Genomic DNA, 24,251 nt, shown 5'->3' with positions numbered 1-24,251 from the left:
CTAAATGATATAAATTTTTACGAATAAGACCAAACAAATGAAAACTCAAATTTCAAACTTATTAAAAGTAGCCGGTGTGGCACTTTTAATGTCAACTCCCGCTCTGGTTCATGCACAGAATGCTACTGAATTGGGAAGTATCCGCGCTTATGATAAATCAGGAATTAACGTCTTTGAAGCTCCTAAAGACAGTGTAAACAAACCATTCGATAAAATCAAAATTAACTGGGGTGCAGGTTTCGTACAAGGTTTCCAGAACCTGAAACACTCTAATACCAACGGTGGTTTATACAAAATCTCTCCGGGATTCAATACCGCAAATGCTAACCTGTACATGGATATTCAATTGGGTGAAGGTATCAGAATGAACCTGACCAGCTATTTAGCTGCACGTCACCACAATGAGACCTGGGTAAAAGGTGGTTATATCCAATTTAACAAACTTCCGTTTGAAGGAGAGTTCTGGGATGAGATCATGAAATATGTAACTATCCAGATCGGACACACTGAGATCAACTATGGTGATCAGCACTTCCGCAGAACTGATGGTGGTAACGCAATTTACAACCCATTCATTGAAAACTATATCATGGATGCTTTCAATACTGAGATTGGTGGTGAGGTATATGTGAGAAAAGGTGCATTCTTCGGAATGGTCGGCGTAGGTAACGGTACTGTAAGAGGTTATATTGACAGCCTGGTTGCCACACCTCAGGATGGTAACATTCACAAAAACCCTTCCCTGTACTTCAAAGCAGGTGTGGATAAACAAGTGAATCCTGATGTGAGATTACGTTTATCCGGATCATTCTACAACCAGGCAAGTTCTTCAGGCAACTCTTTGTATAGTGGTGACCGTACAGGTTCCAACTACTACATGCCAATGGAACCTGTAACAGGTACTTATGCTGCTAACGCAACTTCAGGCCGTTTTAACCCAGGCTTCACTAAAAATGTAAATGCAGCTATGGTAAACGGATTTGCCAAAGTGAAAGGTTTCGAAGTATTTGCTACTTATGAGCAATCAAAAGGTAGAAATAAAAACGAAATTTCTACAAGGAAAGCAGAACAATATGCAATTGAAGGTATCTACAGATTTACCATTGGTAACAAACTGAATGAGAACCTGTTCATCGGTGCACGTTACAACACTGTAAGCGCAAGATTAGCGAACGTAGCTGCAACTGCTACTACTGCCGCAATTACTTATAATGAAGATGTTAACCTTAACCGTTATGAATTAGCCGGTGGTTGGTTTCTTACTAAAAACATCTTATTAAAAGGTGAATACGTTAACCAAAAATACAAAGACTATCCAACGAACACCTTATTGAATGGTGGTAAATTCCACGGATATGTTATTCACGCTGTTGTAGGTTTCTAGACCCACACTTTTCCAAGAATAAAGGGCTGATTTATTCAGCCTTTTATTTTTAACCGGTAAAATCCCATAAGGTTTAAGACAGAAAAGACGTTAATCTACTGATACTGCGTTATCCATTCACCAGATAAATAATATAACGATGAAAACTTCACAAAAACTTCTCTTCTTATTTATCATGCTGGTTCTTGTTTCAGGCTTTACGCCTAAACCCAATACCAAATGGGTGATCAGCAGTGGCTGTTCCTTAAAAGTTGCCGGAAAAACCAATATCAACCAATTCAATTGTACCATCCTGAATTATTCCAATCCGGATACCCTCAGCTTCGCCAATACCAATGCTTCCGCTCCTGTAAAAGTGACCGGCGCAGTCGCACTGGACGTACAGAATTTTGACTGCGAGAACTCAATGATCACCAAAGATTTACGCAAAACCCTGAAAGCAGAAGCTTTTCCAAAACTGGTGATCAAATTCGTCAGCCTCAGCAAATACCCTGATTTTGATGGACAGCCTGAGCAGATCAATGGTACAGTCAATATTTCCCTTGCAGGTGTAACCAAAAAATTTGACGTGAACTACAAAGTAATTTCCGGCAATGGTAAATCCCTGACCTTAATCGGCACCCAAAATGTGAACTTCACCGATTTTAACCTTTCCCCTCCTAAAAAAGCCGGTGGCATGATCAGAACAAAAGATGAGTTAAAGGTGGAATTCAGCCTGAAACTTAAAGTGATCAATTGATATAACTGTAGGAAAGGGTGAAATACTATGCCCCCTGCCCCAGATTGATCATTAAACCTCCGTCCATTTCATACGTACTGCCCGTTACATAGTCCGCTTCTTCAGAAGCCAGAAAAACAGCCAGCCAGGCAATTTCTTCGGGACGACCTGCCCTGCCCATAGGAATATTTTTTTCTGCCTTTTTTAAGGCCTTCGGATCATCTACAGCCTTCTGGTTCATTGGGGTAAGGATCATTCCCGGAGCAATATTATTGACATTAATCCCATGCGCAGCAACTTCCAGTGCCAGGGTACGCATGAAATTCCTTATTCCCGCTTTCGATGCATTGTAATCTGCATTTCCCGGTGCATTGACCTCTTCATGAATGGAGGAGATATTGATGATTTTTCCCGGTTTCTTCAGCGATTTCCGGTGCTGCACAAATTTCCTGCTGCAGAAAAAAGTTCCGTATAAATTGGTTTTAATGGTTTTATCGAAGACTTCCGTTTCCATTTCATCTACAGGAATGCCAGATCCGTTGACACCTGAATTGTTCACCAGGATATCCAGGCCGGAGAATTCAGTGATCAGCTGCTCCATTTTCTTTTCTACATCTTTTTCATCACTGACATCCAGCCGGATTACCTTGGTTTTGGTGCCAAACTGGGATACTTCCTTCAGGGCTTCTTCTGCACCTTCTTTATCACTATAGTAACATACAATAACATTTGCCCCATTTCTGGCAAACTCAATGGCGATTGCACGTCCAATTCCAGAGTCAGATCCTGTGACGAGAGCAGTTTTGTTTTCAAGTTTTTTCATTAGTATATAATTGATTTTAAAGGTGATGAAGAGATCATAAGCTATTCATTGTTGTTTATTAGCGGTAGGCTTATGATGGTTTCATTAGTATATAATTGATTTTAAAGGTGATGAAGAGATCATAAGCTATTCATTGTTGTTTATTAGCGGTAGGCTTATGATGGTTTCATTAGTATATAATTGATTTTAAAGGTGATGAAGCGATCATAAGCTATTCATTGTTGTTTATTATCGGTAGGCTTATGATGGTTTCATTAGTATATGTTTGTTTTTTTATTGTGTTTTTTGCCTTCAAGCTACCTTTTACGGCCTAAAAACCTCATACCCTATCCAGTTGTTTATCGAGTTCAAGGGCGGCACTGATTAAAGCCAGATGCGTAAATGCCTGGGGAAAGTTTCCAAGATGTTCCCCTCTTTTCCCGATCTGTTCACTGAATAGTCCAAGATGGTTGGCATAACCGGTCATTTTCTCGAAATATTCCAATGCCTTATCTGTTTCCTTATTTTTTGCCAGTGCTTCAATAAACCAGAAAGAGCACATATTGAATGTTCCTTCCTCTCCTTTTAACCCATCCTGATTTTTACTGTTGTCGTACCTGTAGATGAGAACATCTGTACTCAGCGTTTCTTCGATAACCTGGAGCGTTGATAACCATCTGGGTTCATCGGGAGTTATAAAATGGGTCAGCGGCATCAGCAAAGCTGAAGCATCAACCTCATTTGCTCCCTTATATTGTACCCAGGCACCGATTTTCTCATTCCAGAAATTTTCATAAATATCAGTATAGATGAGGTCCCTTACTTTTTTCCATTCCTGTTCAGGATAGGGAAAAGACCGGTCGGTAGCAATCTTTATCGCCCTGTCCATCGCTACCCAACACATTAAACGGGTATGAAGAAAGTGTTTTTTTCCATTTCTGAATTCCCAGATCCCATGATCCGGCTTCTCCCAGCCTTCTACCACACAAAGGATATGTTTCTGGATAGTCTGCCACAGTTCATAATTGATTTTAGAGTGGTTCTTATTATAGATATAGATCGTGTCGATCAGCTCACCATAGATGTCAAGTTGGTGCTGATCCCTCGCTCCATTGCCAATAAGCACCGGAGCAGTCTGAAGATAACCTTCCAGATGTTCAAGTTCTTTTTCTTCTAAAGCCAATGACCCGTCTATGGAATACATCAGGTGCAGCATCTCATCTCCTGAACGTTCATGAATCCAGTGCAGGAATTTAGCGGCTTCTTCAGAAAAACCTAGTCGTAAAAAGGCATACATTGTAAATGCAGCATCCCTGATCCAGGTGAAACGATAATCCCAGTTCCGGTTCCCTTCCAGTGATTCAGGGATACTGAATGTCGGAGCAGCGACCATGGAACCATGTGATGCAGAAGTAAGCAGCTTTAAGGTAATGGCCGAGCGTAAGATCAGCTCATTCCACCTTCCTTTGTAAGTGGATTTACTGATCCACTTTTTCCAATAGTCGACCGTTTCATGGTAGGTACTGGTTTTATAGAAATCAATGTCCTGCAGTTTACTGTTGTCATCTTTTTTTACAGACTCCAATACGATATATCCTTCTTCACCCTGTGGTATAGTGACCTCTGCATAGCCATCTTTTTCCTTGAATTTTAGTGGAAAATCGGCGATCAACCGCACTACCGCATCCCCGTCATTGATGGCCAGAAAATTCAGCTCATTTTTTCCTTCTTTATATGTATCATGTTCTGCCATGCCATAATCAAATCGTGGCCTGCAGTTAATTTTATAGGTGACCTTTCCTCGGATGGTTTTTATTTTTCTTACAATCGCACAAATGCTGTTTTCTGCCATCCCTTTAACCGGCATGTAGTCCGTTAACTCTGCAATACCTTCGTCTGAAAAGAAACGGGTTAACAATACTGCCGTACCTGGAATATACAGCTGTTTCGTTTTATGGGATTTGAATTGCGGCGTAATGGAGAAACTCCCACCCTTTTTATGGTCCAGCAGACTGGCGAAGATGGTTGGTGAATCAAAATCAGGAAAACACATGAAATCTATCGACCCTTCCAGAGAGATAAGGGCCACCGTTTTCATATTTCCAATAATCCCGTAATCTTCAATAGGTAAGTAAGGTGCTGATTTCGTCATATTACCTTTTAAAACCAAGAAACACTGAATTGGTTTTATCCTTGAGGTTTTGAAAGACAAATATTTTAGCTACACCCCATCCACACGCTCAATTTCTACTGCGAATACACCTTTACATGGATTTTATGAAAATATTTTAACATACTATATCGAAGGAAATGCCCCAATACATAGAGCCCATTATATATAGAATATTCGGCAAAACTCTCAGAGAACTAAGTCAGGATAACTCACTTCTTTTGATATATAATTCTTCTTCAGACGATTTGAAAAATCAGGTAATGATTTATGTTGCAACGGCTTATTCTTTCTTTCCCTTGGAAACAGTAGTATTCTTTATATCTCCGGTTGATTTTTCCAGCTTCATATTATATTTTGGTTCAGCCAAAACTGCAATTTTAGATTTGCCTTTTTTATATTTAGCTATACACTCACTTATTTCCGTTCTGTCATCGGCTGTTAGGACACTCGGTGCTACAATAAAATCTATGCCCTTGGGTTCTTTTATATATCCCATAATCTTACTTGTTAAAATAATGATTAATCAAAATTAATGCCTTTTCTGGAAAAATAGCCATTTTGTTTCCATTTATTACTTCAGCGCCAAGTGTCTCCTGATAGTGCTGTATAAGTTTTGTTTTAGCTACAAATGCAATTATCCCATCATTTCCAGTATCAAACGATTGCTTGCAACAAAATGCGAATAAATTACCACCTACCCCCTGATATAGCCTTTTTTTATTACGGTTGAAAGGAGCACTTTCAGCTAAATTTAGAAACATATGGTCACCCATATCCGATAGGCTGACAAGTCCTTGTATGTCATTGCGCGCAAGAATTGTTAACTTATAAATTTTTGCATCTTTACGTTTGTACTCCTCTTTCCAGTTAAATAACCAACCATTCTTTTTACAGATGGATTTAATGTCTTCCTTACTCAATTCATTGACCTCAGTTTCAAAACTTTCCCCGGTAATCGTATCAACTATACTATTCGTCAGTTTATCAATCTCGATTTCCAAATGCTCATCTTCAGCTATCCCCACGACACTAAAATAACTAATTTAAATCCAAATACTCAAATATATTTAACCTAAAAATTAAATTAATTACACGATGTATTTTATTTGAGATATTCACCCTTAATTATGCGCTCATCAAATTAATGACCAGACAAATCCTGCAAAACCAAACTTTATTTACTCAGGAACTGTTGTAGCTCTCAATGGCATTAATTTCATTCACCAACAAAGGAATTTACTGTAAACAGGGCAACTTTTATATTGACCCATGGAAACCTGTGGACCTCGCTGTCACCACCCACGGACATGCCGACCATGTAAAATGGGGCAACAAGGCATACCTGTGCCATGAGTTGACCAAACCTATATTAGAACAGCGTCTCGGTCATGATCTTCATATCGAAACCTTGCCTTACAACAAGGAAATCAGCATTAATGGCGTAAAAGTCAGCCTTTTTCCTGCTGGACACGTCATTGGTTCTTCTCAAATCAGGCTGGAATATAAAGGTGAAATCTGCGTGGTTTCGGGCGATTACAAGGTAGAATATGATGGCATCAGCACTGCCTTTGAACCTGTGAAGTGCCATTCCTTTGTATCGGAAAGTACCTTCGGTTTACCTATTTATAAATGGAAGCCGCAGCAGCTGGTCTTCGACGAAATAAAAAACTGGATTGCCGATAATCATGACAAACAAAAAACCAGTGTGCTGGTGGCCTACAGTCTGGGTAAAGCACAACGGCTCATTAAAAACCTTGCAGCAGACCACCATATCTATGTCCATAACTCCATAGCCAATCTTAATGAGCGTTTCATTCAGGCGGGAGTGGATTTGCCGAAAACTATTCGTATCACCCCCGAAATAAAAAAAGAAGAACTGCAGCAGGGCATCGTTATTGTCCCGCCAGCGCTTGCCGATGGAAGGTGGATTAAAAATCTGCAAAGTGCTGCTACCGGCGTATGCTCAGGATGGATGCAGGTAAGGGCGAGCAGACGCTGGCGTTCTGCGGATGCCGGTTTTGCCTTGAGTGACCATGCCGACTGGCCCGGTTTATTATCGGCTATCAAAGCAACAACAGCAGAAAAAGTATATGTAACCCATGGTTTTGTCTCTACTTTCTCCAAATACCTTAATGAAATCGGTATCGCCTCAGAAGAAGTCGTTACCCGGTATGGCAATGAAGAAGAAGAGGAGAAAAAAGAGCTGGAAGAAAATACAGCAACAGCTAACGGACCATCGCCACAACAAGACATTGCCACAACAGAATAAATCAGGGTTAAAATGAACAAGGGTTAAAATAAACAGATATTGAGAAGGTTTACAGAATTGATACAGCAACTGGAAATGAGCAACAAGACCAACGATAAGATCGCGGCCCTTGTTTCCTATTTCAGTACCGCCGATGAAAAAGATAAACCTTATGTCATCGCGATGTTTACAGGTAAAAAACCACGACGACCGGTCACCACAGCCCTGATCAAAGAATGGGCGATCGATCTGAGCGGCATTCCACCATGGCTTTTTGCGGAAAGTTACCACAGTGTGGGCGACCTGAGTGAAACCATAGCATTGGTACTTCCACCGGCTTCAAAGGTGACCGACAGAAAACTGCATGAATGGATTACAGACCTGGCAGACCTGAATGGTAAAGATGATGCCTTCAAGAAGGACTTTATACTCAATGCCTGGGACAGCCTGGATACACAGGAACGCTTTATCTTCAATAAATTGATTTCCGGCAATTTCAGAATTGGCGTATCGAACAAAATGCTGGTCAATGCCCTGGCCAAACAGAGTGATACGGACAGCAATAAAATCATGCACAGCATCATGGGGAAATGGAAGCCTGAGGAAATCAGCTACCAGGAGCTTATTGCGGGTGCACATGTAAATACCGATAACTCCTGGCCCTACCCTTTCTGTCTGGCCTATGCACTGGAAGTCGAACCCGCAAGCCTGGGGGAAACCTCCTCCTGGCAGGCAGAATGGAAATGGGATGGAATCCGGGGACAGATCGTTAAGCGGAACGGAGAACTCTTCATCTGGTCGCGCGGCGAAGAACTCGTGACGGATCAGTTCCCTGAACTTCATTTTCTGCAGGATGACCTTCCCGACGGCACGGTACTGGATGGGGAAATCCTCTCCGTAAAAGACGGAAATGTACAGGCATTCAGTATCCTCCAGCAGCGGCTGAATAGAAAAACGATCAATAAATCGCAACTGAATGATGCACCCATTGGTTTTTATACCTATGATATCCTGGAGTATAAAGGAGAGGATATCCGTACTTTAACCCTGGCGGAAAGACGGAAACTGCTATGCAGTATAATGGATCGCCTGACTGAAAAAAATATTGCCGTTATTTCTCCGGTAATTCCTTTTGAAGATTGGGAGGCATTGGCAGAGATACGGAAAGGTTCCCGCGACAACAACAGCGAAGGGATCATGCTGAAGAAACTCGATTCCCTGTATCACAGCGGGCGCAAGCGCGGGGATTGGTGGAAATGGAAAATCAACCCCTATACCGTCGATACCGTCATGATTTATGCCCAAAAAGGAAGTGGCAGAAGAGCCAATTTTTTCACCGATTATACATTCGCTGTACGTGACGGAGAACAACTGATTACCGTTGCCAAAGCTTATTCCGGATTAACCGATAAGGAAATCAAGGAAGTAGATGCCTTTGTAAAGAAAAATGCGATAGAGAAATTTGGCCCGGTGCGAACAGTCAAACCGGAACTGGTCTTTGAGATCGCTTTTGAAGGGATCGCAGAAAGTAAAAGACATAAAGCGGGACTCGCCCTGCGCTTTCCGCGTATCGCCCGCTGGCGTAAAGATAAAAAGGCTGCGGAGATCAATACGCTGGACGATTTGAGACAACTATTAGCTTCTACCTTATGAACTTAGAAAAAAGTAAAGGGTATAAACAGGTCATTAAATGGCTGAAAAGCAGTAAACGGAAGCCATTTAAGTTCCAGACCGAAGCCTGGGAATATTATGCGGAGGGATACAGCGGACTGGTGAATGCGCCTACAGGATTCGGAAAGACCTTCTCTATGTTCCTTGCGGTAGCGATCGATGAGCTCAATAAATCGGCGCTAAATGAAAAGACCGTCCCGCTGAAAACAGGAAAAAAGTCAACAATCAGGAAGAAATCAGGAGGAATGAAGCTGATCTGGATTACCCCCCTGCGCTCCCTTGCGAAAGACCTCGCCAGAGCAATGAGGGAAGTATGCCTGGAATTGGAACTGGACTGGCAGGTGGGCGTACGTAACGGCGATACCGCCCAGAGTGAAAAGCTGAAACAGAAAAAGCAAATGCCGGAAGTGCTGATCATTACCCCGGAAAGTATGCACCTGCTGCTGGCACAAAAACATACTTCAGATTATTTTAACGACCTCCAGTGTATTGTCGCTGATGAATGGCATGAACTGCTGGGCAGTAAAAGAGGCGTAATGGCCGAGCTTGCCATTTCAAGGATCAAAGGACTGCTGAAAGAAAAACATCCTGAACGATTGCTGCGCATCTGGGGAATTTCGGCAACGATAGGAAATATGGAGCAGGCACTGGACGTACTGGTGCCTTATCAGGATGTCTTAAAAACCATTGTGGTAGCAGATATAGAAAAGAAAATAGAAATCAAATCCATCCTGCCCGACCATATTGATATGCTGCCCTGGGCGGGTCACCTTGGTCACAAACTCGCCCATAAGTTATTGCCTATTATTGCAAAAAGTAAAACCACACTTATTTTCTGCAATACCAGGGGGCAGGCGGAATTATGGTACCAGAACCTGTTGAAACAGGACGAGAACCTGGCGGGACAGATCGCTATACACCATGGATCAATCGACTATGAGTTAAGGAATTGGATTGAAGATGCCATCCATACCGGAATCTTAAAAGCAGTGATCAGTACCTCTTCCCTGGATCTTGGGGTAGACTTCAAGCCAGTAGATACCGTTGTACAGATCGGTTCACCCAAAGGGGTCGCCCGCTTTTTACAACGTGCCGGACGCAGCGGGCACTCCCCATTCGAAACGTCAACAATTTACTTCCTTCCTACCCATGCCCTGGAACTGGTGGAAGCTGCAGCCATTAAAGAAGCCGCAAAAACACAGAACATTGAAAGCAGGGAACCGGTGGTCATGTCGTTTGACACCCTGATCCAGTTTTTGGTGACCCTGGCTGTAGGTGATGGCTTCAATGAACAGCAGATTTATGCAGAAGTCAAAGAAACCCATGCTTTCCGGGAACTGGAACCTTCAGAATGGAACTGGATGATGCAGTTTATCACCACCGGAGGAGATAGCCTGACCGCCTATAATGAATTCAGTAAAGTTGTGCTGGAAGATGGATTATGGAAAGTCACCAACAGGCAGATCGCCATGCGGCACCGCCTGCATATTGGCACAATTGTCAGTGATGCCATGATCAAGGTAAAATACCTTACCGGGGGGTACGTGGGCATGGTGGAAGAATCATTTATGGCTAAAATGAAGCCAGGGAATAGTTTTACGCTGGCCGGCAGGGTGCTGGAATTTATCATGGTTAAAGAAATGACCGTGCTGGTAAGGAAAAGTAAACAGAAAACCGCCATCACCCCCAGCTGGCTGGGCGGCAGACTCTCCCTGACGGCAAACCTGGGTGCCCTGCTGAGAAAGAAGTACAATGAAACACTGGCTAAAACCCATACCGATGAAGAACTGGATATTGTCCTGCCCCTGTTTGAAAGACAGGCGAAGGTATCACATGTGCCTAAAGACGATGAGTTCCTGATTGAACTGATCAAAACCAGGGATGGTTACCATTTCTTTGCTTACCCCTTTGAAGGGAGACAGGTACATGAGGTGATGGCTGCACTGATCGCTTACCGGCTGGGCAAGGTTAAACCGATAAGCTTTTCCATTGCCATGAATGATTATGGTTTTGAACTGCTGAGCGAGCAGCCTATTCCGCTTGAGGAGGAAAAGGTGAAAGAATTGTTCAGTCCGAAAAACCTGGGGGAAGATATTGTGGCCAGCATTAATGCCACTGAAATGGCCAGGCGTAAGTTCCGGGATATTGCCTGTATTTCCGGATTGGTATTCCAGGGATATCCGGGGAAATATGTAGCGAACAAACACCTGCAATCTTCTTCAGGATTATTTTTTAATGTTTTTAGCGATTACGATAAACATAACCTATTATTGCGCCAGGCCTATGATGAAGCTTTTTATCAGCAGATTGAAGAGCCGCGACTGGCTGCAGCCTTACACAGGATACAGCGCAGTAAAGTGATCATTGTGAAAGCAGAAAGCTATACCCCGCTTTGTTTCCCAATTAAGGTGGATAGCCTGAGAGAGAATATGAGTACCGAGGAGCTGGGAGAAAGGATCGCCCGCATGACCGCTGAAGCCGATAAAACAGAAACAAAACCACAAAGAAGAAGGAAGAAGAATGACCATCAGCTGTAAAGGGGAAGAATTGATATTAAGTAAGGACAGGGCAATTTTCTGGGCATCGAAAAAAATGCTGATCATCAGCGACCTGCACCTGGGGAAGTCGGCAACTTTCAGGATGGCAGGGATCCCCGTTCCTTCTACGATAGGAAATACCGACCTGCACAAATTGACGCTGCTGATCGGCGAGTTTGTTCCTGAGGTATTGCTGATTACCGGGGACATGTTCCACTACCAGCTGAACAGTGATACGGAAGTCTTCCGTGAATGGAGGGCAGCACATGCTTCACTGAAGATTATACTCGTCAAAGGTAACCACGACCGTTTGAAGGAAAGTGATTATGCGGGACTGAACATTGACATCCGGCAAAAGGAGCTCCTGTGCGGCCCTTTCCGTTTTGTCCACGACCAGCCCGAACAAACCGATGGTTACTATAACATTACCGGACATATCCATCCTGGCGTGACAGTATTTGGCAAATCACGGCAGCGCCTGCGCCTGCCCTGCTTCTATTTTGGCAAAAACTGTGCGATACTGCCTGCATTCAGTCAGTTTACCGGACTCAGTAAAATTAAAACTGAGGAAGGTGATCAGTTTTATGCTATTACCCCTTCCTCAGTTGTTGCGGTTTAATGTGCCGTTTGTAGCCATCACATTTAATTGACTATGGATAGCAATAGCGCTTGATTTACTATAGTGCTTCATTTGCTATAGTACTTGATTTGCTGCTTATATGCCTGATACGGAAAAATTATACCTCTTCTTCCGTATAACTTTCATTGCTCTCTGAAATTAAGGAAAGCAACATGTTGACCACAGTTTTATCCGTTTTGAAAGTCACATCCTCTTCTTTCAGTGCATCCAGATCTATCCAGCGGAAAGACTGTACAGTGTCGGCATCAAAATCAAAAACTTCGGTTTTAAATACCATTTCCAAGGGATTGACTTCCCTCACCAGGTAATAAATACTTAAGATCTGGCTGTCATTGAAAGACGACTTTTCAAAAAAATCAGTCGTATAAAAATGGCTCAGGACTTCTATTTCGGCGTTACATTCTTCCATGAATTCGCGCTTTAAAGCATCAATCAGACCTTCACCATACTCTAATCCGCCTCCCGGAAATTTACTGAAAATCCTGCCGCCAGACTGTTCATCACTAACTAATAGCTGATTTTGGGCATTGATTAATAAACCGTAGACTCTTACATTGAAATAGCTCATTGGAAATGTTTTTTGTTTTTAGTGGTGTTTTCTACTGTCCAGCGGATTTCTTCACGGAAGGCTTCCTTCCTCACGGGACAGGTTAATAATTTGCAGTAATTGCAGCACTCCGGCAAACAGGGGTCTGCATGTATAAACAGTTCGGTAGCATGGGAACTATTCCCATTGATCAACCGGTCAATATCTGAAATTTCTTTGTGTACCTTATTCAAATCTAGGTACCAGGGCAGGGTGATATGGCAGTCGATATGTAAATCGGCACCATACTGCTGCGCCCTGAAATTATGGACATCGATCCAGGCATCCTGACGGTGGTCCTGCAGTAATCCGACAATATTTTCGACGAGTTCTGTATTGCTCTCGTCCATCAATCCCCCGACCGACCTTCGGGTGAGTTTATAGCCATTGTAAATAATATATATGCCAAGAAGTACAGAAATGATACTATCCAGCAGATCAATTCCCGTGAGTTTAATCAGCAGAATTCCGATCACCAGTCCCGCGCTGGTCACCGCATCCGTTAACAGGTGTTTCCCATCTGCTTCCAGGGTGAGCGAGTGCTGCACTTTCCCCGTACGGATCAGGTAATACCCCGTCAGCATATTGATTAGCCCGGTGATTCCGATAATGATGGCTCCTTCTACAAGTTTTACGATTTCCCTGGGGAAAATAAGGTCATACCCCGACTTGAACACAATAATGAGTCCCGCGATAGCAATCAGAACACCTTCCACAAAAGCAGAAAAGAATTCAACCTTACCATGTCCGTAAGGGTGATTTTCATCTTTGGGAAGTGTGGCGAGATAAATGCTGTAAAAGGCGAAGCTACTGGCAAGTACATTCACAATGCTTTCTGCGGCATCCGTTAGAATCGCATTGGAATGGGTAATAAAGTAGGCACCAAATTTCGCGAGCATAAGTAAAACACTAATGCATAATGCGATTAATATGGCTTTCTTTTTAGGTTGCAAAGTACTGGTATTAGCTCCCAAAAATACGATTTAGCCACCATAATCTATTAAAAGTATTTTTTTTAGTTAACATTAGCCTTAGGTTTTTATATTTGCTTACTTATAATAGAACCATGACATTTTTATCAAAAAGAATCAACAACCTATCAGAATCACAGACCATTAAAATGGCAAAGCTGGGGAGAGAACTCACCGCTAAAGGAGTTGACGTAATCAATCTGAGCTTTGGAGAGCCAGACTTTTTTACGCCGGAACATGTTAAAGAAGCTGCGAAGAAGGCCATAGACGAGAACTACTCTTACTATACTCCTGTTTCCGGTTATCCTGAATTGAGAAAGGCTGTTGTGGAAAAGTTGAAAAATGAAAATGGATTAGACTACACCTTTGATCAGATTGTTGTTTCCACAGGAGCAAAACAATCCCTGGCAAATGCGGTCATGTGCCTGGTTGATCCGGGACAGGAAGTAATTGTTCCTACCCCATACTGGGTATCTTATTCTGAAATGATTAAACTGGCAGAAGGCGAAACCGTATTCATTAACGCTACTGTAGAAAATAACTTCAAGATTACTGCTGAAGAGCTCGAGGCTGCAATTACGCCAAAAACTAAATTGTTTATGTTCTCTTCTCCGTGTAATCCTACCGGATCGGTATATACGTATGAAGAACTGGCCAGCCTGGCTGCTGTGTTTGAAAAATACCCGGAAATTTACATCATCTCTGATGAGATCTATGAGCACATTAACTTTGTGGACAAACATGCTTCAATCGCTTCTTTTGATTCGATTAAAGACCGTGTCATTATCATCAACGGTTTCTCAAAAGCTTATGCCATGACAGGTTGGAGAGTGGGTTATATGGCCTCGAACAAAGAGATCGCCAATGCCTGCGATAAATTACAGGGACAGATTACTTCCGGTACTTCATCAATTTCACAACGTGCTGCCCTTGCGGCATACCAAAGCGGACTGGAAACAGTGACAGCGATGAAAGATGAATTCAGAAAACGCAGGGATTTAGTGTACGGCCTGCTGACAGCAATACCGGGAGTGAAAGTAAACCTTCCTGACGGAGCCTTCTATTTCTTCCCTGAAGTGAAATCTTACTTCGGTAAAAGTGTAAATGGCAGCACCATCAATAATGCTGAAGATTTATGTCTGTACCTGTTGAATGAAGCCCATGTTTCTACGGTAACCGGAGAAGCTTTCGGTAATGAAGATTGTATCCGTCTTTCTTACGCTGCTGCGGAAGATCAACTGGTAAAAGCGGTATCAAGAATTAAAGAAGCATTAGCCAAATTAAGCTAAGCCTATACTCGTAAACCTTAATATATACAAAAGACCCCGGCCAATAGGAACAGGCCGGGGTCTTTTGTATATATTAAGGTTTATCTATTTAAAGCAGGCAGCGCGTTTTTCAACCGCTTGCAGAATTTTAATAGCTTCTTTCCAGATTAAGGTTAAGGGTTAAGACCTGATCGCTTCCACGGGGTCCAGCCTGGATGCCGAATAGGCAGGCCAGAAACCGGATATGGTACCGATCACCACCGAAATGCCAATTCCCAATATTACATTACTCATGTACAACACAATTTCAAAATCCATCGCATAGGTAAAGAGGAGCGTAAGGCCGTAGACCAGCAAGAGTCCCAATCCTCCCCCCATAATGCATAAAGAGACAGATTCAAACATGAACTGGAGCAGGATAAAATAGTTCTTTGCACCAAGCGATTTCTGTATACCGATGATATTTGTTCTTTCCTTTACCGATACGAACATGATATTCGCAATACCGAAACCACCGACAAGGATAGAGAATCCTCCGATTACCCATCCGCCAATTTTTAACATCTGGAACATGGCATCCAGCTGTTCTGTGATCATGGTGGTTTTATTGAGGGAGAAGTTATCTTCCTGGCCTGGTTTCAGGCTATGTATAGAACGCAGGGCACCGCGGAGTTCACTTTCTACTTCTTCCAGACTGACATTGTCTTTCCCCCTCACTGTAATTGTTCCTCCATAATTATCCCCCTGTACATCAAAAATACTCTTTGCAAAATTCAGGGGAATGGTCACAATATTGTCCGATGACTCATCGATCATGCTCTCTCCTTCTTTTTTGTAGACCCCAATCACTGTCAGCCTCCGGCCCATGGCTTTGATTTGTTTACCAACAGCTTCCTGTCCATCGAATAATCCACTAGCCACATCTGCCCCAATAATAATCACGGGTGAACCGGAACGGCTTTCATTATCTGTAAAATAACGGCCCTCCTGGAATTCCAGATTCTTGGTCTTGCTGAATTCATGGCTCACGGCCGTAACCGATACACCTTCCACCGTGCTGCTCCTGTATTTAATGATCCTGTTTTCTGTGGAAGCCTGGTAACATACCCCTTCCACATTGCCCAATCTTTCATTCAGCCGCTGGTAATCACGTAAAGTCGGCCTTGGCCTGTTCATGTATTTCCACCAGCGGTATTCGCCTGTTTCCACCCATGGCCACTTCTGTACATAAATCGTATTCGATCCGAGTTTGTCCACACTATCCTGAAGTTTAGCCCTCAGTGTATCCACACCGGAAAAAACGGCAATGATCGTGAAAATCCCAATGGTGATCCCCAGCAAAGAAAGCATGGTACGTAATTTATTCTGCCGGATCGCATCAATGGCAAACCTGAAACTTTCCCCAATCAGTCTGAATATTATCATAATTAAAAGTTAGAGTAAATCTAACCTAAAAGGTTACAGCTGCCTTAAATTTAATGTAAAAAATGCCTATATAAATAAAATATACTAAAACAAATTATATTTCGTAAATTTGCACCCTTAATAATTTTTATCCGAAAACATGAAGTTATCTCAATTTAAGTTTAATCTCCCTGAATCATTAGTTGCCAACAATCCTTCCGAGCAAAGGGACGAAGCCCGTTTAATGGTTTTGCATAAAGATAGTGGCAAAATTGAACATAAGATATTTAAAGATGTATTAGAATATTTTGATGATCAGGATGTAATGATACTGAACAACACTAAAGTTTTTCCTGCCCGTTTATACGGAAACAAAGAGAAAACAGGTGCAACGATTGAAGTATTCTTACTTCGTGAATTGAATAAAGAATTACGTTTATGGGATGTTCTGGTAGATCCGGCACGTAAGATCCGTGTAGGAAACAAGTTATATTTTGGTGATGACGATTTATTGGTTGCGGAAGTTGTAGACAATACCACTTCACGCGGACGTACCATCCGTTTCCTGTTTGACGGAACTGATGAAGAATTCAGAAAGAACATTGAAATTCTAGGAGAAACACCACTTCCTAAATATATCAAGCGTAAGGCTACGGCACAGGATAAAGAGCGTTACCAAACCATTTTTGCGAAACATGAAGGTGCTGTTGCTGCCCCTACTGCAGGGATGCACTTTAGCCGTGAGCTGATGAAACGCCTTGAATTAAAAGGTATTAATTTTGCAGAAGTGACTTTACACATTGGCCTGGGTACTTTCAGAACAGTTGAGGTAGAAGATCTGACGAAACATAAAATGGATTCTGAGCAATTCATTATCAATGAAAAAGAAGCGAACATTGTCAATAAGGCACTGGCAGAAAAGAGACGTATCTGTGCGGTAGGTACCACTTCAATGCGTGCAATTGAATCTGCTGTTTCTTCTGCTAAAACATTGAAAGCAGCCAATGAATGGACCAGCAAATTTATCTTCCCTCCATACGATTTCAGCATTGCCAATTCCATGATCACCAACTTCCATACCCCGGAATCAACCCTGTTGATGATGGTGAGTGCTTTCGGTGGTTTTGACTATGTAAGACATGCTTATGATGTGGCATTAAAAGAAAAATATAAATTTTACAGCTATGGTGATGCGATGCTGATTATCTAAATCTGATCAATTCATCACCTTTAAAAGCAAGTGTATATGAAAAATAGGAGGATCTTTTTTGATTCCTCCTATTTTTTTTGCCTCAAAATCCCGCTTGGCATGGCGATGAGTGTATACAATAATAATCAGTAATGAATAAAAAACAGTGTATTCCCTGCATTCCGGGGGTACAATTCATGCCGTATTGCCTACCTTTGAACACTGGAACGCAGGGTTCAACCCTTGCAATGGAACATAAAAACAGGGTCAACCCGAAAAAATAAACATGAAATATTACGCAATCATTGTTGCAGGAGGAAAAGGAAACCGGATGAATACCAGCATAGCCAAACAGTTTTTGGTCCTGAATGGCCTTCCTGTACTTATGCATACGCTGAAGGCTTTCCATAACTGTGAGCTGAAGCCGGAAATCATCCTGGTCATGAATGAACTGCAGCAGGAATATTGGAAAAGTTTAGGTGCCACGTACGGATTTGACATCCCGCATCAACTGGTTAACGGGGGGCAGGAACGTTATGATTCGGTAAGAAACGGACTGGCCGCCGTACATGGTGAAGCTGTAGTAGCCATACATGATGCTGTGCGACCACTGGTGTCTCCGGAACTGATCCTGAAAACTTATCTGATGGCCGGAGAAAATGGCAACGCCATAGCCGCTATACAGCCTGTAGATTCCGTAAGGAGGAAAATGGAGGATCAGGCCTCGGTACCCGTAAACAGGGAAGAGCTGTTTCTGGTACAAACGCCGCAGACCTTCCATACCTGTCAGCTTGAAAAAGCCTACCAGCAACCTTTTTCGAAGGAATTCACGGATGATGCTTCCGTAGTAGAAAAGGCCGGTTTCCTGATCCATATGGTACCCGGCGACAGGAACAACCTGAAAATCACCTACCAGGAAGACCTGGAACTTGCAGCCTTTTTATTGCAAAAAAAAGGCCCCTGATTCTTCAGGAGCCTTAATTATGTCTTAATTAGGTTAAAACATGAATTTATGCTGCTCTATTGATAATTTTGAGAATAATTGCAATCACTGCGATTACCAATAGCACGTGGATAAGGCCTCCTACATCGCCAAAGCCATGAAAGAAAAAGCCTATGATCCATAATATAACTAATATTACTGCGACTAAATAAAGTAGATTTCCCATAGTTTTAATTTTTTAGATTTGATTTGTTAATTAAATATTTTAAAAATTTAGATGCTTCTTGACATTTAATAAACAATCATCGTTCCAAAAAAAAAGCCCCGTTACACGGGGCTTAAAAAATTATGATTCTCTAGTATTCATCTTCATTAAAGAAGAAATCATCTTTTGTCGGATAATCCGGCCAGATCTCTTCAATAGTTTCATAAGGTTCACCGTCATCTTCCAATGCTTGTAGGTTTTCGATCACCTCTACTGGTGCACCTGATCTGATACCGTAATCAATCAGTTCGTCTTTCGTTGCAGGCCATGGAGCGTCCTCCAAATGCGATGCTAGTTCTAATGTCCAATACATATTCCTATACTATTTATGGTTCTTATTTGTTTTTGCAAAAGTATATTAAAAAAGTTGACGAAAACAAACTTTTTTTTCCACCATTTACAATCGGGGCAACCAAATGTTTTCTTCAGTTTTCGTATCGAATCCAATCTGACGTGCCAGAACAAATAAATAATCGCTTAAGCGGTTTAAGTATATCGTCATGTTGTGGTCAACAAAACTCTCCGAAGCCAAATGAACAGTCAGCCTTTCTGCCCTTCTGCAGACACACCTGGCGATATGGCAATACGATACAATGGTGTTTCCGCCCGGTAAAACAAAGTGTTTCAGGTCGGGAAGCTGCGCATTCATCTCATCCATCTCCTTCTCCAGCAAAAGTATATCTGCTTCCTGTAAATCGGGGATTTTCATCTTAGACCGTTCCGGATCTGCAGCCAGGGATGCCCCTATGGTAAATAAACGATCCTGGATCTCTTTTAATATGTGCTGTTGAGGTGCAGTAATATCTTGACATTGAATTAACCCAATATAAGAGTTCAGTTCGTCTACAGTACCATAACATTCTATGCGGAGGTGGAATTTTGGGACTCTTGTCCCCCCGATCAGCGAGGTCTCCCCCTGGTCTCCTGTCTTGGTATATATCTTCATCGGTTTGTGTGGTAAAACCTTATTTTAAATCCTCCAGCTCAGACAATCTTGGAGAAACGGTTTTGATATCTTTGTTTAAATAGTCATTTTCTATCAATCCGTCACGCATTCTGACAATCCGGTGGGCATGCTGGGCAATGTCCTCTTCGTGGGTAACCAGGATAATGGTATTTCCTTTACTGTGGATTTCTTCCAGCAGTCCCATAATCTCTACAGAGGTCTTCGTATCGAGGTTACCTGTCGGCTCATCTGCAAGGATGATGGAAGGATTATTGATCAGTGCCCTTGCAACGGCCACACGCTGCCGCTGTCCTCCTGAAAGCTCATTGGGCTTGTGTGTCACCCGGTGCCCCAGTCCCACGTTCTCCAGCGCCGCCTGTGCGCGTTTATCCCGGTCATTTTTATTTACTCCCGCATAAATTAACGGCAGGGCAACATTATCCAGTGAGGTTGACCGCGGTAAAAGATTAAAGGTCTGGAATACGAAACCGATTTCCTTATTCCTCACCTCGGCGAGGGAATCATCTGTCATGTGGCTGACGTTGGTTCCGTTCAGTACATAATCACCTTTACTGGGGGTATCCAGGCAGCCAAGAATATTCATGAGTGTCGACTTTCCTGAACCTGATGGCCCCATCAGTGCGACAAACTCACCTTTTTGGATGTCGAGTGATACAGATTTCAGTGCATGAATCACTTCAGCTCCGATTACGTATTTACGGCCAATATCTTTAATATGAATCAGGGGCTTTTCCATCAGAATCTCTTTGCTTTTAGCGGTTATATTTCATTTTAGACAGACTCGCCTCCCCTTTGTTACAGGGCCACCTATTTTTCCAGGATTTTAGGGACGAAAAAATACGCTTCATTGTGAAGGGCCGCATTTTTTAATCCGTCGGCCACGGAAATTTCCTGTTTGGCCACATCTTCACGCCATACATTCAGGCCGGGGTTCATATAAATCAGTGGTTTCACGTCAGTCGTATCCAGCTCATTTAATTTCTCCATAAAAGTCAGGATTTTATTCATGTCTACCGTCAGGTCGTCTACCTCCTCTGCCTTGATCTCGATCCTTGCAAGGTCCGCAACTTTGTAAATGGTATTTTTATCTATGTTCATTGTTTGATAAGCTTTAAGTTAATCAGGTCATACACCGAATCTTTAAGGGAATCCGCATCTTCAATTGTCAATCCCGCAGTATCCAGTGGTGCATGGATGTAAATATCGCAAATTCCTGGTCGTGTTCCATACTTTGCGCCATCATCCCACATTTTTTTCCATGCATTGGTGATGCTCACCGGCACTATTGCCGTATTGGTTTCAATGGCAAGGCGGAAAGGCCCGTTTTTAAAGGGGGAAAGACCCGGCGGATACTGGTGCTCATCAATCTTCCCCTCGGGGAAAATCACCAGGCTCATTCCCTGTTTAAGGTTCTCTGCTGCCCTTTTGAAGGCCCTGAAAGCCGAAATCTTACTTTCCCTGTTCACAGGGATATCAATCGTCTGGAAAAATATCTTCAGTACCGGATTCTTCAGCAGTTCCTCTTTCCCCATAAAATGGAACCGGCCTTTGGCGATGAGGCAAAGGATCATGATGTCGAGATTAGAGGTATGGTTGCCGCAATAAATATAGGTTGCGTTTTTGTCCAGCGGTACCGCATAGGTAAAACGAAAGAATATTCCGGTAAACATACTGCATAAAAAGCTGTTCAGCGTCCTTAACCTGTTCAGCGTGCCATACCAGGCGGGACGTCTGGCGGCGATCGCATAAAAAGGATAAAAAAGGACAAAAAACAGCAGGATAATCAGCAGGACGTAGCAGCGGTGTACCTTTTTGAGTAGTATCATCATCGATTTCAAAACTACAAAAAAATGGAAGAGTATATTTAAATATACAATATCAAATCTTATTTAGTTATAAAACAGAATGTTTAACGATAAAAAGAAATTATAAGCTTCCCGCTAAGGGGTTTTTTATTAATTTCGACCTCTCAAACTTCATCATTTTTATACGCCCCGGCATTCACAGGCGGGCCTGATAAAAAATGTAGTCCAAGCAGAACAGAAAATATAAGTAAAATGAAAGAAACGGTAGTTAGTGGTATTCGTCCAACAGGGAAATTACATTTGGGTAATTATTTTGGTGCAGTGAGCAACTTTGTGAAAATGCAGCATGAGTACAATTGTTATTTTTTTATAGCTGATTTACATTCCCTGACGACCCACCCTACCCCGGGAGATTTACATGGGTATGTGAAACATGTACTCGTAGAATATCTTGCCTGTGGCATTGACCCTGAAGCCTGTACCATCTATATCCAGTCGGATGTACCTGAGGTGACAGAACTTTACCTTTACCTGAACATGAATGCCTATATGGGAGAGCTGGAAAGAAGTACCTCCTTCAAGGACAAGATCCGTTCCCAGCCTGACAATGTAAATGCAGGCTTACTGACCTATCCTTCACTGATGGCAGCCGATATCCTGATCCATAAAGCCACCAAGGTTCCTGTAGGTAAAGACCAGGAACAACACCTGGAAATGACACGTACTTTCGGAAACCGCTTTAACAGGTTATACAATGCAGATTACTTCCCTGAATCTTTTGCTTTCAGTTATTCGGCAAACCTGGTGAAAGTTCCTGGGCTGGATGGCAAAGGAAAAATGGGTAAATCTGAAGGTGATGCGAATTGCATCTACCTGGCAGACAGTCCGGAAATCATCCGCAAAAAGGTATTGAAGGCCGTTTCAGATGGTGGTCCGACCGAAGAAAACCAGCCTAAACCTGAGGCGATCCAAAACCTGTTCGACCTGATGAAAATTGTTTCTCCGGCAGACACCCTGGCTCATTTCGATGAGTTATACAATAAATGTGCGATCCGTTATGGCGATTTCAAGAAACAGCTTGCCGAGGATATGATTGTTTTCAATTCCCCTATCCGTGAGCGCATTGAAGAAATATCAAAAGATACCGATTACTTGCGTAAAGTGGCCAATCACGGTGCAGAAAAAGCGCGGGAAAGTGCCCGCAAAACCATAAAAGAGGTGAGGGAATTGATTGGCTTTAAGCCTTTTTAATTTGCTGACATCATAAATATCATTTAATATCAATACCTTAAGTTCATTAATGTAATCATATGCATATAGCAATAGTTGGAAATATCGGTGCCGGCAAAACTACGCTGACCAGTCTTTTGGCCAAACACTACGGATGGGAAGCTTTATATGAAGCTGTAGACAACAATCCTTACCTGGAAGATTTTTATAGCGACATGAAACGCTGGAGTTTCAACCTGCAGATCTATTTTCTCAACAGCCGTTTTCAGCAGATTACCGATATTGAAACGCATAAAAGGAACGTGATCCAGGACCGTACCATTTATGAAGACGCACATATTTTTGCGGAGAACCTGCATGATATGGGGCTCATGACCAGCCGTGATTACCAGAATTACAGGGATATTTTCGATAACATCACTTCTTTTATCAAACCACCCGATTTGCTGGTCTACCTGCGTGCTTCAGTACCGACATTGGTGAACAACATTCAGCGCCGCGGCCGTGATTACGAAGCGGGCATCCGTCTGGATTATTTATCCAAACTAAATGAGAAATACGAAGCCTGGATCAAAGGCTATTCCCTGGGAAAATTACTCATCCTGGATAAAGACAAGCTAGATTTCACCAATAGTCCGGAAGACCTCGGAACGGTTATTGAGTCGATCGAAGCAGAAATTAACGGACTTTTTTAAATGAAAACGCTTGGAATTATCCCTGCCCGGTTTGCTTCAACAAGGTTTCCCGGAAAACCCCTGGTAGATATCTATGGGAAAAGCATGATCCAAAGGGTTTATGAACAGGCCTGCAGTTCTTCCAGTCTCGACCAGGTGGTCATTGCAACTGATGATGAACGGATTGTGGATGTCGTAAAGAGTTTTGGCGGCGAATATGCCTTAACGCGCAACGACCACCAGAGTGGTACCGACCGCTGTGCTGAAGTTGCCCTGCAACGTCCCGGATATGACATTGTCATCAACATCCAGGGAGATGAGCCTTATATTGACCCTATACAGATTGACCTGCTGAGTTCCTGCTTCGGGGATCCGGAGGTCAGGCTTGCCACGCTGATCAAAATCATCGATTCGGAAGAAGAACTGTTTAACAACAACATCCCTAAGGTCGTCATCAACTCCCGTCAGGAAGCAATTTATTTCAGCAGGCATACCATCCCCTACTTAAGAAATATATCAGGGGAAAATTACCTGGCCGCACACCAGTTTTATAAACATATCGGCATTTATGGTTACACGACGGCTACGCTGTTGGAAATCACGAAACTGAAGCCTTCCACACTGGAACTCGCGGAAAGCCTGGAACAGTTGCGCTGGGTAGAAAACGGGTATAAAATACAGACCAAAATTACAGACCTGGAAACGATAGCGGTAGACACGCCGCAGGACCTTGAAAAAATAATCAGGCTCAAAAAATAATTAATTTGCCTATATTG

Annotated in this window: 25 protein-coding genes; 12 read left to right on the top strand and 13 right to left on the bottom strand. The window is 42.6% G+C overall.

Features of this window, described 5'->3' with window-relative positions; genetic code table 11:
• Positions 1-37: 37 nt before the first annotated feature.
• Together ACSBL2_RS10445 and ACSBL2_RS10440 are read left to right on the top strand one after the other, a co-directional pair.
• Entirely contained in the window at positions 38-1,384 is a 1,347-nt protein-coding gene (locus ACSBL2_RS10445) for a hypothetical protein (protein ID WP_442591634.1), read from the top strand.
• Positions 1,385-1,523: 139 nt separating this feature from the next.
• Positions 1,524-2,123: a YceI family protein gene (locus tag ACSBL2_RS10440; RefSeq protein WP_442591633.1), complete on the top strand. Its 600-nt coding sequence runs from the start codon at positions 1,524-1,526 to the stop codon at positions 2,121-2,123.
• A gap of 25 nt (positions 2,124-2,148) precedes the next feature.
• On the opposite strand, the gene ACSBL2_RS10435 is transcribed toward ACSBL2_RS10440, so the two are convergent.
• The 4 genes from ACSBL2_RS10435 to ACSBL2_RS10420 all read right to left on the bottom strand — a co-directional run bounded on the left by ACSBL2_RS10435 (position 2,149) and on the right by ACSBL2_RS10420 (position 6,102).
• Positions 2,149-2,925, bottom strand: a complete 777-nt coding sequence (locus ACSBL2_RS10435; protein ID WP_442591632.1) for an SDR family NAD(P)-dependent oxidoreductase — start codon at positions 2,923-2,925, stop codon at positions 2,149-2,151.
• Positions 2,926-3,244: 319 nt separating this feature from the next.
• On the bottom strand, positions 3,245-5,056 hold the full coding sequence (locus ACSBL2_RS10430; RefSeq protein ID WP_442591631.1) for a glycoside hydrolase family 15 protein: 1,812 nt from the start codon (positions 5,054-5,056) through the stop codon (positions 3,245-3,247).
• Positions 5,057-5,357: 301 nt separating this feature from the next.
• On the bottom strand, positions 5,358-5,573 hold the full coding sequence (locus ACSBL2_RS10425; protein ID WP_442591630.1) for a hypothetical protein: 216 nt from the start codon (positions 5,571-5,573) through the stop codon (positions 5,358-5,360).
• Positions 5,574-5,577: 4 nt separating this feature from the next.
• A complete protein-coding gene (locus ACSBL2_RS10420) occupies positions 5,578-6,102 on the bottom strand; it encodes a hypothetical protein (RefSeq protein ID WP_442591629.1) in 525 nt (174 codons plus the stop codon).
• Positions 6,103-6,281: 179 nt separating this feature from the next.
• On the opposite strand from ACSBL2_RS10420, the gene ACSBL2_RS10415 reads away from it, so the two are divergent.
• Genes ACSBL2_RS10415 through pdeM form a run of 4 tightly spaced genes read left to right on the top strand, consistent with a single transcriptional unit; the run spans position 6,282 to position 12,152 of the window.
• Positions 6,282-7,346 carry a ligase-associated DNA damage response exonuclease gene (locus ACSBL2_RS10415; protein ID WP_442591628.1) on the top strand — a complete coding sequence of 355 codons (1,065 nt, stop codon included), beginning with the start codon at positions 6,282-6,284 and terminating at the stop codon, positions 7,344-7,346.
• A 39-nt stretch (positions 7,347-7,385) separates the two neighbouring features.
• Positions 7,386-8,978 carry an ATP-dependent DNA ligase gene (locus ACSBL2_RS10410; protein WP_442591627.1) on the top strand — a complete coding sequence of 531 codons (1,593 nt, stop codon included), beginning with the start codon at positions 7,386-7,388 and terminating at the stop codon, positions 8,976-8,978.
• Entirely contained in the window at positions 8,975-11,533 is a 2,559-nt protein-coding gene (locus tag ACSBL2_RS10405) for a ligase-associated DNA damage response DEXH box helicase (protein WP_442591626.1), read from the top strand. The genes ACSBL2_RS10410 and ACSBL2_RS10405 overlap by 4 nt, the downstream gene beginning before the upstream one ends.
• A complete protein-coding gene (gene pdeM, locus ACSBL2_RS10400; protein WP_442591625.1) occupies positions 11,517-12,152 on the top strand; it encodes a ligase-associated DNA damage response endonuclease PdeM in 636 nt (211 codons plus the stop codon). Before ACSBL2_RS10405 ends, pdeM begins: the two co-directional genes overlap by 17 nt.
• A gap of 118 nt (positions 12,153-12,270) precedes the next feature.
• Here the strand turns inward: pdeM and ACSBL2_RS10395 are convergent, their stop codons facing one another.
• The gene (locus ACSBL2_RS10395) at positions 12,271-12,741 is read right to left on the bottom strand and encodes an NUDIX domain-containing protein (protein ID WP_442591624.1); all 471 of its coding nucleotides are present in this window, start codon (positions 12,739-12,741) and stop codon (positions 12,271-12,273) included.
• A complete protein-coding gene (locus tag ACSBL2_RS10390) occupies positions 12,738-13,658 on the bottom strand; it encodes a cation diffusion facilitator family transporter (protein WP_442591623.1) in 921 nt (306 codons plus the stop codon). Before ACSBL2_RS10390 ends, ACSBL2_RS10395 begins: the two co-directional genes overlap by 4 nt.
• A 167-nt stretch (positions 13,659-13,825) precedes the next feature.
• Here ACSBL2_RS10390 and ACSBL2_RS10385 point away from each other — a divergent pair, with 167 nt between their 5' ends.
• Positions 13,826-15,019: a pyridoxal phosphate-dependent aminotransferase gene (locus ACSBL2_RS10385; protein WP_442591622.1), complete on the top strand. Its 1,194-nt coding sequence runs from the start codon at positions 13,826-13,828 to the stop codon at positions 15,017-15,019.
• Positions 15,020-15,178: 159 nt separating this feature from the next.
• Here the strand turns inward: ACSBL2_RS10385 and ACSBL2_RS10380 are convergent, their stop codons facing one another.
• A complete protein-coding gene (locus tag ACSBL2_RS10380) occupies positions 15,179-16,423 on the bottom strand; it encodes an ABC transporter permease (protein WP_442591621.1) in 1,245 nt (414 codons plus the stop codon).
• A 139-nt stretch (positions 16,424-16,562) separates the two neighbouring features.
• On the opposite strand from ACSBL2_RS10380, the gene queA reads away from it, so the two are divergent.
• Together queA and ACSBL2_RS10370 are read left to right on the top strand one after the other, a co-directional pair.
• Positions 16,563-17,612, top strand: coding sequence for a tRNA preQ1(34) S-adenosylmethionine ribosyltransferase-isomerase QueA (gene queA / locus ACSBL2_RS10375; protein WP_442591620.1), 1,050 nt, complete (start codon positions 16,563-16,565; stop codon positions 17,610-17,612).
• Between the two features lie 265 nt (positions 17,613-17,877).
• Positions 17,878-18,555 (top strand): 2-C-methyl-D-erythritol 4-phosphate cytidylyltransferase, encoded by a 678-nt coding sequence (locus tag ACSBL2_RS10370; RefSeq protein WP_442591619.1) that lies wholly within the window; start codon positions 17,878-17,880, stop codon positions 18,553-18,555.
• A gap of 46 nt (positions 18,556-18,601) precedes the next feature.
• Here the strand turns inward: ACSBL2_RS10370 and ACSBL2_RS10365 are convergent, their stop codons facing one another.
• From ACSBL2_RS10365 to ACSBL2_RS10340, 6 genes are all read right to left on the bottom strand, one after another.
• Positions 18,602-18,760 (bottom strand): lmo0937 family membrane protein, encoded by a 159-nt coding sequence (locus ACSBL2_RS10365; RefSeq protein ID WP_442591618.1) that lies wholly within the window; start codon positions 18,758-18,760, stop codon positions 18,602-18,604.
• Between the two features lie 130 nt (positions 18,761-18,890).
• On the bottom strand, positions 18,891-19,112 hold the full coding sequence (locus ACSBL2_RS10360) for a DUF2795 domain-containing protein (RefSeq protein WP_008240955.1): 222 nt from the start codon (positions 19,110-19,112) through the stop codon (positions 18,891-18,893).
• An 84-nt stretch (positions 19,113-19,196) separates the two neighbouring features.
• Positions 19,197-19,745 carry a cob(I)yrinic acid a,c-diamide adenosyltransferase gene (locus ACSBL2_RS10355; RefSeq protein ID WP_442591617.1) on the bottom strand — a complete coding sequence of 183 codons (549 nt, stop codon included), beginning with the start codon at positions 19,743-19,745 and terminating at the stop codon, positions 19,197-19,199.
• A 19-nt stretch (positions 19,746-19,764) separates the two neighbouring features.
• Complete coding sequence (locus ACSBL2_RS10350; protein WP_442591616.1) at positions 19,765-20,502, bottom strand: ABC transporter ATP-binding protein; 738 nt, start codon at positions 20,500-20,502, stop codon at positions 19,765-19,767.
• A gap of 71 nt (positions 20,503-20,573) precedes the next feature.
• A complete protein-coding gene (gene gatC, locus ACSBL2_RS10345) occupies positions 20,574-20,864 on the bottom strand; it encodes an Asp-tRNA(Asn)/Glu-tRNA(Gln) amidotransferase subunit GatC (RefSeq protein ID WP_442591615.1) in 291 nt (96 codons plus the stop codon).
• Positions 20,861-21,595, bottom strand: a complete 735-nt coding sequence (locus tag ACSBL2_RS10340; protein WP_442591614.1) for a lysophospholipid acyltransferase family protein — start codon at positions 21,593-21,595, stop codon at positions 20,861-20,863. Before ACSBL2_RS10340 ends, gatC begins: the two co-directional genes overlap by 4 nt.
• A 228-nt stretch (positions 21,596-21,823) precedes the next feature.
• Here ACSBL2_RS10340 and trpS point away from each other — a divergent pair, with 228 nt between their 5' ends.
• The 3 genes from trpS to kdsB are packed head-to-tail and all read left to right on the top strand — an operon-like array spanning position 21,824 to position 24,234.
• The gene (gene trpS / locus ACSBL2_RS10335) at positions 21,824-22,822 is read left to right on the top strand and encodes a tryptophan--tRNA ligase (protein WP_442591613.1); all 999 of its coding nucleotides are present in this window, start codon (positions 21,824-21,826) and stop codon (positions 22,820-22,822) included.
• A gap of 59 nt (positions 22,823-22,881) precedes the next feature.
• Positions 22,882-23,496 (top strand): deoxynucleoside kinase, encoded by a 615-nt coding sequence (locus tag ACSBL2_RS10330; protein WP_442591612.1) that lies wholly within the window; start codon positions 22,882-22,884, stop codon positions 23,494-23,496.
• On the top strand, positions 23,497-24,234 hold the full coding sequence (gene kdsB, locus ACSBL2_RS10325) for a 3-deoxy-manno-octulosonate cytidylyltransferase (RefSeq protein ID WP_442591611.1): 738 nt from the start codon (positions 23,497-23,499) through the stop codon (positions 24,232-24,234). It abuts the gene before it with no gap.
• Positions 24,235-24,251: the final 17 nt, after the last annotated feature.

It is taken from the genome of Pedobacter sp. AW31-3R (assembly GCF_052180285.1).
In the GTDB taxonomy this organism is placed as follows: Bacteria; Bacteroidota; Bacteroidia; order Sphingobacteriales; family Sphingobacteriaceae; genus Pedobacter.
This window is presented reverse-complemented; position numbering and strand designations above follow the sequence as displayed.